This window comes from Gudongella sp. QWL-04 (assembly GCF_058683975.1).
The window spans coordinates 1,347,925-1,362,858 of the sequence record NZ_CM178754.1; the positions used below are offsets into that span (position 1 = coordinate 1,347,925).

General features: G+C 43.7%; 13 protein-coding genes. 1 reads left to right on the forward strand and 12 read right to left on the reverse strand.

Annotation, left to right across the window (positions count from 1 at the left end; translation table 11 throughout):
- Positions 1 to 6: 6 nt before the first annotated feature.
- From AC4PHB_RS06810 to AC4PHB_RS06825, 4 genes are read right to left on the reverse strand one after another with little or no spacing between them, the layout of a single operon-like run.
- The gene (locus tag AC4PHB_RS06810; protein WP_492135701.1) at positions 7 to 1,119 is read right to left on the reverse strand and encodes an ATP-NAD kinase family protein; all 1,113 of its coding nucleotides are present in this window, start codon (positions 1,117 to 1,119) and stop codon (positions 7 to 9) included.
- Between the two features lie 14 nt (positions 1,120 to 1,133).
- On the reverse strand, positions 1,134 to 2,696 hold the full coding sequence (gene gcvPB / locus AC4PHB_RS06815; protein ID WP_492135702.1) for an aminomethyl-transferring glycine dehydrogenase subunit GcvPB: 1,563 nt from the start codon (positions 2,694 to 2,696) through the stop codon (positions 1,134 to 1,136).
- A gap of 21 nt (positions 2,697 to 2,717) precedes the next feature.
- A complete protein-coding gene (gene gcvPA, locus AC4PHB_RS06820) occupies positions 2,718 to 4,121 on the reverse strand; it encodes an aminomethyl-transferring glycine dehydrogenase subunit GcvPA (protein ID WP_492135703.1) in 1,404 nt (467 codons plus the stop codon).
- 17 nt (positions 4,122 to 4,138) lie between these two features.
- Entirely contained in the window at positions 4,139 to 4,972 is an 834-nt protein-coding gene (locus AC4PHB_RS06825) for an SDR family NAD(P)-dependent oxidoreductase (protein ID WP_492135704.1), read from the reverse strand.
- Positions 4,973 to 5,132: 160 nt separating this feature from the next.
- Here AC4PHB_RS06825 and AC4PHB_RS06830 point away from each other — a divergent pair, with 160 nt between their 5' ends.
- Positions 5,133 to 6,833, forward strand: a complete 1,701-nt coding sequence (locus tag AC4PHB_RS06830) for a sigma-54 interaction domain-containing protein (protein WP_492135705.1) — start codon at positions 5,133 to 5,135, stop codon at positions 6,831 to 6,833.
- 81 nt (positions 6,834 to 6,914) lie between these two features.
- On the opposite strand, the gene AC4PHB_RS06835 is transcribed toward AC4PHB_RS06830, so the two are convergent.
- The 8 genes from AC4PHB_RS06835 to AC4PHB_RS06870 all read right to left on the reverse strand — a co-directional run bounded on the left by AC4PHB_RS06835 (position 6,915) and on the right by AC4PHB_RS06870 (position 14,915).
- Positions 6,915 to 7,853 carry a hydroxyacid dehydrogenase gene (locus AC4PHB_RS06835; protein ID WP_492135706.1) on the reverse strand — a complete coding sequence of 313 codons (939 nt, stop codon included), beginning with the start codon at positions 7,851 to 7,853 and terminating at the stop codon, positions 6,915 to 6,917.
- Positions 7,854 to 8,193: 340 nt separating this feature from the next.
- Positions 8,194 to 8,691, reverse strand: a complete 498-nt coding sequence (locus tag AC4PHB_RS06840) for a flavin reductase family protein (RefSeq protein ID WP_492135707.1) — start codon at positions 8,689 to 8,691, stop codon at positions 8,194 to 8,196.
- 33 nt (positions 8,692 to 8,724) lie between these two features.
- Positions 8,725 to 9,942 (reverse strand): trans-sulfuration enzyme family protein, encoded by a 1,218-nt coding sequence (locus AC4PHB_RS06845; protein WP_492135708.1) that lies wholly within the window; start codon positions 9,940 to 9,942, stop codon positions 8,725 to 8,727.
- A gap of 27 nt (positions 9,943 to 9,969) precedes the next feature.
- Positions 9,970 to 10,962 (reverse strand): ketol-acid reductoisomerase, encoded by a 993-nt coding sequence (gene ilvC, locus AC4PHB_RS06850; RefSeq protein ID WP_492135709.1) that lies wholly within the window; start codon positions 10,960 to 10,962, stop codon positions 9,970 to 9,972.
- A 38-nt stretch (positions 10,963 to 11,000) separates the two neighbouring features.
- On the reverse strand, positions 11,001 to 11,765 hold the full coding sequence (locus AC4PHB_RS06855; protein WP_492135710.1) for a DeoR/GlpR family DNA-binding transcription regulator: 765 nt from the start codon (positions 11,763 to 11,765) through the stop codon (positions 11,001 to 11,003).
- 32 nt (positions 11,766 to 11,797) lie between these two features.
- Positions 11,798 to 12,850 (reverse strand): S-methyl-5-thioribose-1-phosphate isomerase, encoded by a 1,053-nt coding sequence (locus tag AC4PHB_RS06860; protein WP_492135711.1) that lies wholly within the window; start codon positions 12,848 to 12,850, stop codon positions 11,798 to 11,800.
- A 12-nt stretch (positions 12,851 to 12,862) separates the two neighbouring features.
- Positions 12,863 to 14,155, reverse strand: coding sequence for an amidohydrolase (locus AC4PHB_RS06865; protein ID WP_492135712.1), 1,293 nt, complete (start codon positions 14,153 to 14,155; stop codon positions 12,863 to 12,865).
- A gap of 19 nt (positions 14,156 to 14,174) precedes the next feature.
- Positions 14,175 to 14,915: a nucleoside phosphorylase gene (locus AC4PHB_RS06870; protein WP_492135713.1), complete on the reverse strand. Its 741-nt coding sequence runs from the start codon at positions 14,913 to 14,915 to the stop codon at positions 14,175 to 14,177.
- Positions 14,916 to 14,934: the final 19 nt, after the last annotated feature.

The following is a 14,934-nucleotide window of genomic DNA, read 5'->3' on the forward strand; positions in this document are numbered from 1 at the left end:
CACCTCCTATCCTTCCACCTTGTACATTCTGGACATTCCATAGCCTATGCGAACCTTATAATAGCCTGACAGCTCTTTATCAAGTCCTTCATCTCCAGTATATACTCTTAACGGGTTGTTTTTAAGCTGTATGAGCTTACCTTCCGTCGCTATTATAGTTATGTTGTTCTTCCCAACCTTACTTAAAACCCTAGGACTTATCTGTTGATTTCCCCTTCCAAGGAGAAACCCCTGCCCGCCTGTTGGTGTTATTATTAGCTTTGTCTGAGAATCTCCTATAATCTCAAGTATCTCATTCTCGCTGCAGTCCGCCTTGACAAGTTCTTTGTTTTTAATGATGTCGACTCCAAGAAGTGTCCTTTTAAGACTTAAGGCATCCATTAAAGCCTTGGTAGTACTTCCAGGGCCTATCAAATAAAATACGTCCTTCTCTATACTGTCTGCAATATCCAATGCTATAGACATTTGAGATGCTTTGTCGGATAAAGGCGTAGGCGCCTTTTTGTTCTGTATCCACTTTTCGATTACAGGTACCTTCAAGTAGCCATAGAGCTGAGTCATAACGATATCATTCCTATAGGCCTCCTCATCGATATCTATGACCTCTTCATCCACAATCTGGACCTGCTTACCGCTTAAAAACTCAGCAGCAAGCTTCCCTGAGGCTTCTGGTGTGTTTCCATAAACAGGTGAATGGATCTTGACCCCTGCTGGAATACCTATAACTGGGATCTTTTGACCTATTGCCTTATAGATATCCCTTGCAGTTCCGTCTCCTCCAGCAAATATCAACAAGACTATTCCTTGTTCCAGCATCATTGATGCAGCAATAACTGTATCTTCAGAAGTTGTATTGCTGCTTTTTGTATAAATCACCTTATGATAAAGGCCTGCTTGTACTATTTCATTTTCACCCATATCCCCTGAGCAGGTAAACACCAACAGCTGCTCCTTTAAAGGAAGCAGCTGTCGTAATGCTTTTATAGTTTTTCCGGGAGCCTCAGACATGGCACCCATCTGTATAGCCCTGATGAGTGTGCCTTCACCATCTGTCCCCTTAAGCCCGACTCTTCCGCCCATACCGGCAATCGGGTTAACGATAAGCCCTATCTTGATCATAGGATCACGTCCTATTATTCTTTTTTAGTTTTTTGCTCATAAACTCTCCAGGTAGGACACCACTGATCAGGATCGTCCATGCTGGATTCGTCCACCATATGGATAGTGCTGTTGTTAGGTGCGCTTCTTATTATTTCAGGATTATTGTAGGCTTCGTCGAATATATGGTGCAAGGTCTCTACATACTCTTCAATATCCTCCATGGATGGAGTCTCTGTAGGTTCAAGAGTCAATGGATCTGGAATATAGAATGGGTGATGGCTTGACCAGATGTGCATCCCAAAATCCATTACTCGTCTAGCTATATCTCCGGAGCTGAATCCAGTATCCTTTGCTATCTTTTCCATAGTATACCTTGCCTGCTCGATCCTCTGTACGTCCTCTCTGAATGGAACCTCCAGTCCCTTGTACTCAAGCAGCCTTTTTATCAGATATACGTTGTTCAATGAAGCTACCTTAGCTACCTCATATAGACCTTCGGCACCAAGGCTCATGATCCAGCTGTATGCCTTTAGAACTACCTGTGGAGTTCCATAGAAGGATCTTACCTTACCAATGCTGCTTTTTAAGTCATAGTCCAGGAAGTACTTCTCCCCATCGAACTCAACGAGAGGCTTTGGCAGGAAGTCTCTTAGCTCAGAAATAACCCCAACTGCCCCGGATCCCGGACCGCCGCAGCCATGAGGCGTCCCAAAGGATTTATGCAAGTTGAAATAACACATGTGGAAGCCTGCTTCTCTTGCCCTGGCGATACCATACAGACCATTGGCATTTGCCTGGTCGTAGCAGTTCAAGCCGCCAGCTTTCGTAACCAGATCTGTAAATTCCTTGATCCTGGGATTGAATATACCGGTGTCCTCAGGATTAGCGACTACGAATGCAGCGGTCCTCTCACTTACAGCTGCCTTAAATGCCTCGTAATCCGGTCTTCCATTTTCATCTGTCATAATGGTTATTATCTTATAGCCCTTAAGAGCCGGAGCTGCAGCATCTGAAGGATGTGAATAGACGGTCGTTATGATCTCATCTCTCTGAGCTTCTTCACCTCTGAGCCTATGATACATCCTTACGATCGATGCCATAGTCATAGTTGCCTGTGAACCGCCTGCAGCCTGGAAGCTGAAGTGGTCCATACCCGAAATCTCGCGCATCATCAGATCAGTTCTATGGATTATCTCAAGGATACCCTGAGTAGTAGAGGTGTCCTGCAGCGGATGAAGCTCTGACATCTTTTCAGATCCAGCCAGCTTATCATTTACCACAGGGTTATATTTTACTGTACAAGTGCCCTGGCCGATCTCTATATTGATGTTTCCACCAAGTGTTTCCTGCGAAAGCCTCAGGTAGTGCATAAGTACTCTTTTTTGATTTATCTCAGGGAGCTTTAGCGGGACACTTCTTCGCATACCGGATGGTATGCTGTCAAAGCCGTTCCCAACCTTCTCGACTATCTCTTCCTCAGCCTTGGGTACCAGTATCCCACGCTCGCCAGGGGAACCAAGCTCGAAAATGATTGGTTCATTCCACCTAGCCTGATGAAAGCTTCTAACTCTATTTTTTCTTATTATCCGCTTCATATTATCAGTCCTCTCTATGGATTATTCTTCAACGATCTCTTTGACTGCAGAAACAAGCCAGTCGATATCTTCCTTCATGTGTACCTCTGTTACACAGTAAAGAGCGCACTGCCCCATCTCCGGGAACGCCTTTGAGAGGTCCTTTCCTCCGAATATACCCTTTTGGAGCAAGGCTTTGTTTATTTCCTCCACAGTTTTTCCTGTGCCATTGAAATCGACTACGAACTCCTTGAAATTAAAGCCTTCAAATCTGGATCCAGCAATACCCTTGATTCTCGAAAGCTCTTTAATTACATATTGGGACTTCTGGATGATGTTTTGTCCAAGCTCCTCCATTCCCTTTGGACCCATGGTTGAAAGATATACCCCTGACGTTATACCTAAAAGAGCAGTTTGGGTACCGACGTACTCCTTACCCTTTTCCCTTAGGTTTCCGAAGGAGGTTCTGTCGTATGCCACGTCTCCAAAGCCATATTCTCCCTCGACTATTGTCGGAGCTACTCCGAATAATCTTGATGGGAACTCCATGACAAAGCGTTCCTCATTCCTAGTGGAAATAAAGCCTGATTGCCCGCCGCCGTAATTCATGTGCATTCCAAGAGGCTGAAGATCTCCACAGATTATATCTGCTCCATATGCTGAAGGTGGTTCAATAACTCCAAGGCTGCTTGGGTCTACCCCTACGATAGCGACAGCTCCAGCCTCATGTGCAAGTCTTGAGATCTCGCTTCCATTGGTTTCCAGGAAGCCAAGGAATGACGGGTTCTCAAAGTATACAGCCGCGGTGTTGGCAGTAAGCTTCGCCTTAAGGTCCTCGAGATCCATCATCCCGGTTTTCTCTTCATATGACAGTTTGATTATCTTGACCCCCGGATCGCAATAGTTTTCAATTATCATCAGTCTGTCAGGGTCTATGGTTCCAACTACGAGAGCCTCTCCCCTTCCGGTCATCCTGGAAGCCATTCTTATTGAGGTCGCTGCTGCCTGCCCCCAGTCAAAGGTAGGAACGTTGACTACCTCCATATCCAACAGTTCTGCAACCAGAGACTCATACTCAAATAATGTTTGAAATCTTCCGTGATCATTGTATGGCTCCCCTGCATATGCAGTTAAGAATTCAGATCTGCTGTTTACCTCATCGCAAATAGCCGGCACATAATGCTGCCAGCAACCGGCCCCAAGGAAGCTTATGTTTTCTTTTGCGGTCGTGTTTTTTGCCAAAAGCTTTTCAATTGCACGTCTAAGTTCGTACTCAGAACCATAGGGCTTTGGAAGATCAAGTGGCCTATTAAGCTTCAGCTCCTTGGGTATCTCTGCGTGAAGATCCTCAAGAGATTTTAATCCAAGATATTCCAGCATTTTCTTCTGGACCTCAGGCCCGGAATTAGGTATGTACGGATGATTTTTAAATCCATATTCTTTCATAATAGACTTCCTCCCTTTTATGCTATTCCGCCGCCATCTACAACTAGTGCGGCCCCAGTTATCCATGATGCCATATCACTGCTTAAAAACATTACTGCCTTTGCGATATCTAAGGGTGTACCCAGTCTTTCAAGCGGTCTGCCCTTAGCAGAATCTACAAGGAACTTATCAATCTCGATCTCTCCAAGCTGTCTTCCCTCGTCTCTAAGCATCGCTGTATCAGTATCCCCAGGATTAACTGAATTGACTCTGATATTTTGTGGTCCGTGGTCTATAGCCATCGCCCTTGTGAGGTTTACTATACCGCCTTTGACGGCACAATAGGCTGCAGCCTTGTCTCCACCCTTCAAGCCCCATCCGGAGCCTGTGTTGACTATGCTGCCTCCTCCATTTCTGGCCATTACAGGTACTGTATATTTTGATAGAAGGAATGTTCCCTTAAGTCCAACGCCAAGCACGAAATCCCATTCTTTTTCAGTTAGATCAACAACCGTTTTTCTCACAGTCACTCCGGCATTATTAAACAGGACATCAATTTTACCAAATTTCTCATCGATATTTTTTATTACAGAACTTACATTCTCCTCATTGGTTACATCGCACTTCATAAATGTTACGTGGTACCCCTCTGACGATATCTCTCCGACGGCCTTTTCGCCTTGACTTTCATTGATGTCAAGAAGAATCACCGAAGCGCCATGTTTGGCAAAAAGCTTGCCTGTTCCTAAGCCTATTCCCGAGGCGCCACCCGAGATAACCACAACCTTACCGGTAAAATCCAATGGATTATACATATTCTTGTCCCCCTTTACCTTTGTTTTATTCCGATATATGTATATTGCATTTTTCATGCCAACTTCTCCTGATCACATAAATAATACTAGAATATAGAATTTTACTCAATTTAACGCATATCAACTCGTTTATTATTGTAAAGCTTGTACTATGTGGTATACTGTAATTGTCGTATTTGTCAATTCGTTTGTCTATATTGTCAAGGAGCTGGATAGTATGAACTTAAACTCGATCAAAAACAATCTTAATGACATAATCTCAACTATGGCAACACTAACCAATATGGAATATGCCATCTTTGATACAGAGGCAGAGCTTGTAAGCAGTACCAAAGTCTACCTGAAGCGAAAAGGCCAAAGTGTACATACAGCCTCGATCGAGGAAGTCCTTAGCCTGGGAAATGTTGTGGTCAATAAGCCGGGGCTTATGAAGTCATGCATTGGCTGCCGTTTTGCCAACAACTGCCCATCCACCATCGAAATTCTTTCCTGTGTAAAGCTTGACGGTCAACCCATCGGCGTTGTCAGTATGACCTCCTTCACACACGAAGGACATGCCACAATTGAGGATAATCTACATAAATATATGGAGATACTAGGTTACATGTCAAACCTTATCTCAATGTATGCATACAATGAAGTTGCAAGAAACACCCCAGGGATTCTGGGCAAGGCTATTGAGCAGCTTATACTGGATTCAGGAATGAATTACATGGTCGTCGACAGAAATGGTTATCTTCTCCACTGGGATGATGGTACTCAGGAACTCCTATCATATTGCGATCTCTACACGCAAAGCTTGGGTATGATATTCCCGCAAGAGCTTTCAAGCTGGATCTTCAGTACGCCATATCCATCCAGCAGGAGCTTCTCTTTTCAGGGCTTCAACGGAGAGGTGTTTTCAACACCGTTATCTACCGAGAACAGTATAGAAGGATATGTTCTGCGCTTCGATAAAAGAGACGGTGAAGTACTTAAAAAATCGCCATCAGCAAGTTATCTTGATAAAATAATTACCCAAGATCCTGGGCTTTTAGAGGTTAAGAATATTGTAACCAAGATATCCTCTTCACCTTCATCAGTTCTTATAACCGGTGAATCAGGAACCGGCAAGGAAATAGCGGCAAAAGCTATCCACTTCACCAGCAATCGGAGCAATAGGCCCTTTATTCCCGTCAATTGTGCTAATATACCTGAGAATCTGTTTGAATCTGAGCTGTTTGGATATGAGGAAGGAGCATTTACCGGAGCGAAGAAAAGAGGTAAGTCAGGTATACTGGAAATGGCTAACAATGGTACGGTATTTTTGGATGAGATAGGGGAGCTTCCCCATCATTCACAGGCAAAGCTCTTACGGTTTTTACAGGATGGAGTTATCCAGCGCCTAGGGAGCATTACAAACATCCCGCTGAATGTAAGGATAGTTGCGGCCACAAATCAGGATCTTGAGCTCCTTATGAACGAGGGTAAATTCAGGGAGGACCTTTTTTATAGACTTAACGTGATCCCGATCCACCTTCCACCCCTAAGAGAAAGAAAATCTGACATTCCTTTACTTATTGAGCACTTCATTAAGGCTATGAATTCCAGACTTTCAAAGAAGATTACCGGTATTGACAAGCTTGCCCTGGAGGCAATGATGGACTACTCCTGGCCAGGTAATGTAAGAGAGCTTGAAAATTCTATAGAATACGCAATGAATATGGAAGAGACCCCAAGGATAAGCTTATCCAGCCTGCCTGTTCGTATATTGAGCAGCTGTCAGTCAGACACAGATTTGCGTTCCAAGCTTTCCAGAAGCGAGACGTCGATCATTATTTCTGCCTTGGATAGAAATGGCTGGGATCTGGACGGAAAGGTCAAAACCGCGGAGGAATTAGGGATCAGCCTTCGAACCCTCTATAGAAGACTTAAATAAGCCATCGGGGACGGTCCTTTTTGGCTGAGATTGTTGCAAAATTCGAACAATTCCAGCCAAAAAGGACCGTCCCCGGTGGCTCTATCTTGCTCCTGTCATTTCTTCCTCACCTAAAAGTATTACGGCAATTTTTTCTGCTGTCATGATCCCTGCTTTTACCTGCGCTTCCTTGGTACTTGCCCCAAGATGCGGGGTAGCAACTACATTATCAAGTGTCAGCAATGGATTGTTAGTACAAGGCTCCTCAACAAATACATCAAGGCCAGCCCCTGCTATCCTGCCCTCCTTTAAAGCTATATAAAGAGCATTCTCATCGACCAGCCCACCTCGTGCGCAGTTGACTATCCTTAGATCTTTTTTTGCAAGCTTGAGCTCTTCCTCCCCTATAAGCCCCAGGGTATCCTTGGTCTTTGGCATATGTACTGTTATAAAGTCACATATCTTCATAAGATCATTTATTGTATCTACCTTCTTAACGTTCAATCTGGCCATATCCAGTTCAGGTATAAAGGGATCATACGCCACAGTTCTCATTCCAAACGCCTGAAGCCTCGCCGCCACCATTTTACCTATCCTTCCAAGCCCTACTATTCCAACGGTTTTATCGAAAAGCTCAACTCCCATCAATTTGCTTCTCTCCCAAAGGCCGTCCCGAAGGGTACTGTCTCCCTTGGGCAGGTTTCTGCAAACAGCCAGAAGCAGAGCAATTGTATGTTCAGCAGCTGCAATTGAATTCGAATCTGGAGCATTGATACACTCAATTTTCTTCTCAGTTGCGTATTTTACATCGATATTATCCATGCCGTTTCCCGCTCTTCCCACTACCTTCATTTTTACAGCTGAATCCAGAAGCTCTTTATCAACCTGTGTTGCACTTCTTACTATAAGAGCGTCATAATTCCCAATGACCTTCAACAGCTCTTCTCTTCCAAGATCCAACCTCTCATCAGTCTGCAAACCTCTTTTTTTCATCAATTCGATACCTCTTGAGTCGATTCTTTCAGTTACCAATACTTTCATTTTTACCCCTCCAATTAGAATTTTTTAGAATAAAAAAACTCCTGCCCATGACATACATAGTCAAGGGCGGGAGTATACTCGCGCGGTGCCACCTTAATTCATCATCCAGACTTCGAATGAACTTTTCGCATGTAACGGCGCTACGACCGGACAGGTCTTCCCTGTCTGCTCAGGAGTGGATTCACCGTTTTCATTCACCAATTCACACCAAACATTGGCTCTCTTTATCCTTACTTGCGGTTACGATCTCCATTTTCGCAAAACTATTCTCTTGTTCTGCTTTACTGCATTAAATATATTATTGATATTCTAATCCATCTTGAAGGCCATGTCAACATTTTTATTTGTGGATCTCAACAATCCTTCCCATTAGGATCAAATGGTGGTCGCCTTGAGGATAGCTTCCTTTGTTGATCGAAGGGTCTAGCTTATCCGGATCCAAATGAGCTTTATAGTCGACCTTGCATTCATAACTGATTTTGCAGTTGTCAATATGAGGTACCGACACCTTAGAGCCCTCGACCATCTTAAAGCCGCATTCGTTGATTTTGTCTATGTCTCTACCCGACTTTGTTCCGCAGATCCTGAGTTCTTCCTTCATATGACCTTTTTTGGGGATACTTACAACAAATTCATCTGCGTCCTTCAACAGCTCATAAGTATACCTTGTCGGTCTGACGGCAACTATCATGTGGGAATGATTCCACATAAAGCCCAGGAACCCCCAGCCTATCTGCATAACATTTACCCTGTCGTCTTTCTTGGCAACTAGGAATGCCCGACCGTTTTGAATATCGGTCAACACCTCTTCTGCATCCACAAAAAAGTGCTCTCTCATATCCTTACCTCCTGATTAATCAATATGCCAAAATCATAGTTTTGCAAAGCTTTGCTCGAAGTCCTTTATTAGATCTACAACATTTTCTAGACCTACTGATAATCTTATCAATCCATCGGTAATACCTACCTCAAGTCTGCTCTCAGGTGGAACGCTGGCGTGTGTCATGCTTGCAGGATGCTCGATCAAGGTATCCGGATCTCCTAAGCTTACAGCGATCGATGCGATCTTTAGGTTGTTCAGGAATTTCTTTCCTGCCTCAAAGGCACTCAAACCTTTGACGTCATCCTTAAGCTCAAATGCTATCATTCCTGTAAACATGCCGTTCAACATCTTCTTAGCCAGTTCATGCTGTGGATGAGATTCCAAACCTGGGTAGTATACGGTTTTGACATACTCATTCTTTTCAAGATACTCAGCCATTGCCATTGCATTCTTACAATGTTCTCTCACTCTTATCGGCAGAGTTTTCATTCCCCTCATGACGAGATATGAGTTGAATGGACTAGGAGGAGTACCACAAATCTTAGTGACATAATTACCTCTTATAACTGCTATGTCATCCTTTGGCCCTACGATAACGCCTCCAATTACGTCACCATGACCATTTATGTATTTAGTTACACTGTGTATGACAAAATCTGCTCCCAGCTTCAGTGGAGACAGGATAGGAGGCGGTGAGAATGTATTGTCCACAACCAGCTTGACTCCGTGTTTTTTAGCAATTTTAGCTATCTCTTCGATATCAGCAAGCTTTAATGTTGGATTGGTGACAGTTTCAAAGTATATGACCTTGGTCCTCTCATTTATAGCCTTTTCGACTTCCTCAGGATCAGTGGTATCTACAAAGGTAACGTCAATTCCAAGATCCGGCATATTGGTCCTCATTACCACTGAGGTTCCACCGTATACCGTGTCGCCGCTGACTATGTGATCCCCTGTTTTTACAAGGCCCAGTAATACAGCGCCTATCGCACCCATTCCTGATGCAGTTGCAACACAATCCTCTCCGCCTTCAAGAGCAGCGCACTTAAGCTCAAGAGCTCGGTTGGTCGGGTTTCCTCCTCTGGAGTAGACATATCCAGGTATCTCTTTGCTGAATTTTGCAGCTCCTTCCTCTACTGTCTCAAAGCAGAAGGTCGAGGTTTGAAAAATTGGGGTCGACAAAGCACCTGTTCCCTTGTCAGGCTCCTGACCGGCATGGATCACCATGGTTTCAAACATAACGTCATTCAGGTCAATTTTACTCATTGATTACCCCTCCTGTATATTTTGTTTTTACTGATCTCGGTTAAGGCTATCCTTTACTTTATCCTCAGCTTCGCTGATTGGGCTCTTCAAAGCTTCATCAAGAAGCTGTCTGTACTCCTTAAGGTCGTCCTTCATTACGTTATCCCATTCGGAGGCGAAGCTTCCATTTGTAATGTTCTCGTACTGCTTCTCGAGGAATTCTCTTATATAGCTGGTGTCTACCTGTTTATACCTTGAAAGCTGTCCGTATTGGCTTGTCCTCGAATGCATTGGCAGCTGCCTGAATAGTCCTACTTCAGCCATTTTCTCCATCATAAAGGCTGGTTCTCTGGAAAGATAGAGTTCCGTTAAGATCGCCTCCGGACTGTGTCCCTTACTTACCAGCAGGTCAAAAACTTCCGTCATGACATTCATTATAAGCGGCCAAACAGCTTGCTCGCTCATTAGGTCCAAATAGGTTTCATCGTTAAAGGTCGTTTCGATAGCACCGGATTTAGTTGAGCCGATCGCTTTTGCCAATCCCAATGCAATAGCCTTGGCATTTCCTGAAGAATCCTGCTTAACAACAACAAACGCCGGAAATCCCTGGCCAGATAGAAATGTCTCTCTAACCCCATTCCCAATCATCCTTGGAGCAACCATTATTATATCCAGGTCGGCTCTAGGTACAATAAACCCATAGGTTATGTTGTAGCCAGATGAAAAGTTTACAACGTCACCAGGCTCTAAATAAGGCTCGATCTGTTCTTTGTAAATTGGAGGTGCTACCTCATCAGGTAGTAGTATGAAGATGATATCGGCTTGCTTACTTGCTTCTGCGATATCAAAGGCTTCAAATCCATCCTCCCTGGCCTTGTTGAATCCATCCTCCCAGGTAGAACCAACTATGATCCTTTTTACCCCCGAATCTCTCATGTTCAGGGCTTGAGCCCGCCCCTGGTTCCCATAGCCTATTATAGCTACAGTTCTCTCCAAAACAAGGTCCAAAGACGCATCCCTGTCGTAGTAAATTTTTGTCAATCTTTACTCCTCCTTTCCTTTATAGCACTATTTAAATATCAGGCATAAACTGATATGACACCTGCATTTTTTATCATTTTTGACCACTCACTTCCCGGAGCCTTATCCATTATAATGTAATCTACATCCTTTAGTTCTCCAAACTTGTAAGTAGAAGCTTTATCGAATTTTGTGTGGTCGATGACTAAAAATTTTTTTGTAGAATTTTTGAGCATATGCCCTCGGATATGACCGTCGTTTTCATTATGAGCAGTAAGGTTTAGCCTTGAATCGATCGAGGAACAGCTAACGAAGGCCTTATCTGCATTATAAGCCTCTAAAGCTGCAATGGTTGCAGGACCTGAAAAACACCTGGACGAGATATTGTAAGTTCCTCCTATGGCCAGAAGCTTTATGCTGTCTACATCAGCCAGCTCATTTATGATATCAAGGTAATTGGAGATGACCGTTACCTGAAAGTGGCTGCTCTTAAGAGCCTTTGCAATATATAAGGATGTCGTGCTGCTATCCAGCATGATCGTATCCTTGTTTTCAATAAACTCCAGGCACTTGTAACTGATCCTCTCCTTCTCGCTTATCAAGAATTGCTTTCTAAGTGATACTGGAGCGCCTTTTTCAAATCCTTCAAACAGGTAAGCTCCCCCATGGACTCGAATGATCAGCTTCTGAGCTTCAAGCTTTTCAAGATCCCTCCTTATTGTTTCATCCGTCACCTTGAACCTTGAGCTTAAATCACTGACCAAAACACTTTTATTCTCACGGATCATCTCCATTATGGAACTGATTCTATCCCTGGCAAGCATATAAATCCCCCATTTATAATTGAAGCTTAGAATCAATAATACTCCTTGACCTCGGTGTCGAAATATTTATGAAGGTCATAGGGTACAAATATACCTTTGTCTGTTACAACTCCGCTCACAAGGTGAGGAGGTGTGATATCAAAGGATGGATAGTAGCCTTTTACGCCTTCCAAAGTATTTTTAACGCCTCTTGCCTCAAGAACAAGCTGTGGATCTCTTTCCTCTATAGTCACAGAGTCTATGGTTTGATGAGCTTTGTCGGGTATACCTGTTACAAAATAAGGCACTCCATGGTATTTGGCAGATATTGCAATCTGATAAGTGCCTATTTTATTTACCACATGGCCATCCATACATATAACATCCGCAGCTGAGGTGAAAAGATCTATCTTGTTTCTTTTCATAACAAACGCTGGCATATTATCTGTTATAACAGTAGTATCAAATCCCATATCACAGGCTACGCTTGCAGTAAGCCTCGCACCTTGAAAATATGGCCTGGTCTCGGGAACAAAGAGCTTAATATCCTTATCTCTTCTCCTGGCTACCCTCAGCATCATCCCTACGATAGTCTCTCCAAAGCACTGAGTCATGATAGTACCCTTATCCGGAAACATCGTTACCAGGTGCTCAGCAACCACTTCGATAGTTGAATATCTCCTGTTAAGTGATTCGATCGTCCTCATAAATATTGCTTCATCTACTGGTCTTCCTTCGTCTATTGCCTTTCTTGCAGCTTCAAGGCAGCCATTGGTAGTAAGCACCATTCTATTTGCTGTGGTAGGTCTGGCATGAGATAAGGTATATGCCGCCTTTTCAAGATATGCCCACATTTCTTCCCTGCCCAGATCTCTGCACTCATAGGCTGCTAAAGCCATGCCCACTCCAGCAGCAGTATATGGACCTGCGCTTTGGGTCACCATATCCGCTATCGCCTGAGCTACCTCCTGGTGCGTATTGCAAGTTACAAATTCAACCTTGGTCGGATATATCCTTCTATCGAGGATCATGACCTTCCCATCCTCGTACCATGCTACATTTTCATACTTTAGCATAAATGCCAGGTCTTTATCCCTTCTGTCCATATTCTTCCTCCTTTAGCCCAGCTCAGCAAGAATTCTGTTCTTGATTGAAACCGTTTCAAATTTAACTCTTTCAATGTCTATTGTTTTGAATTCTCCGTCCTTGAAGACAATTCTACCGTCTATCATGTTCAAACAAATGTCTTCTGATTGACCTGAAAATATTATATTGGCCATTTCGTCGAATACTGGCTGCAAATGAGGCTTATCCATGTCGAACACTATCAGGTCTGCTTTATTTCCCACTTTTATACTACCGCAGTCAAGCCTTCCCTGGGATCTTGCTCCATTTAGCGTCGACAATCTTAGTATCTGCGAAGGCGTCATAAACATTGGATCTCCTGTAATCCCCTTGTTTGCCATTGCAGCAAGAGCGACTTCTTCAAGCATATTTAGATTGTTGTTTGATGAAGCTCCGTCGGTTCCTACTGCAACTTGTATACCCTCTGAAATCATTTTCTTGACAGGAGCGAATCCACTCCCCAATTTTAGATTGCTAGAGATGCAATGAACAGGAGTTACAGACTTATGCTTAAGGATATCAATATCCCCCTCGTCAACCCACACGCAGTGTGCTGCTATAACAGGATTCTCCAGTAAGCCGCACTTATTGTAATATCCAAGTGGAGTATAACCTGTCCTTTCCTTGCATTCCTCGTGCTCTTTCTTTGTCTCAGATACATGAGTATGCACTATAAGTTTTCTCTCGGCAGCATACTCTGCGATTTCCCTTACCAATAACTCTGTAGAGGTATATTCAGCATGCAGGCCTATATCAACCTTGATCCTGCCGGAAAAATTATTTTCTACAATTTGAAGCATCCTCTCAGTATCCTTGTACCCCTTCATGTCTTTCAAGTATTTTATTTTAGGATTAGAGGACATTCCATGAGAGATGTTTCCTTTAAGTCCACTTTCATCTACCGCTCTGATTATATCCTCTATGTCGAAGTACATTTCAGTAAACGATACCACACCGCTTCTTATCATTTCTGCTGCACCCAGCATGCTTCCCCAGTAGCAATCCTCTGGTTTTAGCTTTGCCTCAAACGGAAACATTTTTTCAGTAAGCCACCGATGAAGAGGTAGCCCTTCTCCGTAACCTCTAAGAAGAGTCATTGGAACATGACAGTGAGTGTTAAAAAATCCTGGAACCAAGACCTTTCCACTTCCGTCGTAGGTATCACCCTCATAACCTAATGGTTTTTCCTTTCCAATATAAGTGATCCTGTCCCCTTCTACTAAAACATGCATGTCTCTTTGCAGATCGTAATTCTCATCCACAACGCCGATTTTCTTAAAAAGCAAGCTCATCACCTCACTATTTTTAATCAATGCTTACCTTGATAATTGCATCCAGTGCTATAGCTATTTCATCATCAACAGCTTTCTTCACGGCATCCTGATTTGGCTCATAGCCCTCCACTCCTACCAGCTCGAAGGCCTTTGCATCAGCAGCAAGTATACCACCTGCTTTTACTTTGTTCAGTGATGCTACTACCAGTAGCCCTGCCAGCTCATTTTCCATAGCCTTCACACCTGCTTTAGAATATATTCTGACCGTGGATTCCAAAAGTCCCGGGTAAAACAACGCTTGAGTAAGTACTATCCCCTTATGAACCTCAATCCCAGCTCTATCGGCGCTCGCCATCAATTCTCGAACGATGTCTCCATCTGCGATTGCCGGATAAGACAACGGAAGCATCTTTTCAGTTACTCCCTCTTCTCTGCACGCACCTGTTGCAATAACTATACTTCCTGCATCTATGTTCTCCTGCATACCTCCGCATGTGCCTACCCTGATTATTACCTTTGCACCCGCTCTGCACATGCTCTCAAACACGATAGACGCGCCGCCGCATCCAACTCCATGGGATGTTACGGTAACGGGAACTCCTTTATATGTTCCATTATATGTCCAGTATTCTCTATTTTTAACCATGCAAACCGCTCCGTCGAGAAGCTTGGATATCTTCTCTGCTCTCGCAGGGTCTCCACAGGTTATTACCCTTGGGTTGATTTCCCCAGGTCTCAACGCCAGACATGGCAATACTTTTTCAGTGGTCATTTAGTAATCTCCTTTTTTA

What these genes read in the sequence shown, in the direction of transcription:
- AC4PHB_RS06810 (WP_492135701.1), bottom strand. Translation starts at nt 1,119, where the DNA reads ATGATCAAGATAGGGCTTATCGTTAACCCGATTGCCGGTATGGGCGGA.
- gcvPB (WP_492135702.1), bottom strand. Translation starts at nt 2,696, where the DNA reads ATGAAGCGGATAATAAGAAAAAATAGAGTTAGAAGCTTTCATCAGGCT.
- gcvPA (WP_492135703.1), bottom strand. Translation starts at nt 4,121, where the DNA reads ATGAAAGAATATGGATTTAAAAATCATCCGTACATACCTAATTCCGGG.
- AC4PHB_RS06825 (WP_492135704.1), bottom strand. Translation starts at nt 4,972, where the DNA reads ATGAAAAATGCAATATACATATATCGGAATAAAACAAAGGTAAAGGGG.
- AC4PHB_RS06830 (WP_492135705.1), top strand. Translation starts at nt 5,133, where the DNA reads ATGAACTTAAACTCGATCAAAAACAATCTTAATGACATAATCTCAACT.
- AC4PHB_RS06835 (WP_492135706.1), bottom strand. Translation starts at nt 7,853, where the DNA reads ATGAAAGTATTGGTAACTGAAAGAATCGACTCAAGAGGTATCGAATTG.
- AC4PHB_RS06840 (WP_492135707.1), bottom strand. Translation starts at nt 8,691, where the DNA reads ATGAGAGAGCACTTTTTTGTGGATGCAGAAGAGGTGTTGACCGATATT.
- AC4PHB_RS06845 (WP_492135708.1), bottom strand. Translation starts at nt 9,942, where the DNA reads ATGAGTAAAATTGACCTGAATGACGTTATGTTTGAAACCATGGTGATC.
- AC4PHB_RS06855 (WP_492135710.1), bottom strand. Translation starts at nt 11,765, where the DNA reads ATGCTTGCCAGGGATAGAATCAGTTCCATAATGGAGATGATCCGTGAG.
- AC4PHB_RS06860 (WP_492135711.1), bottom strand. Translation starts at nt 12,850, where the DNA reads ATGGACAGAAGGGATAAAGACCTGGCATTTATGCTAAAGTATGAAAAT.
- AC4PHB_RS06870 (WP_492135713.1), bottom strand. Translation starts at nt 14,915, where the DNA reads ATGACCACTGAAAAAGTATTGCCATGTCTGGCGTTGAGACCTGGGGAA.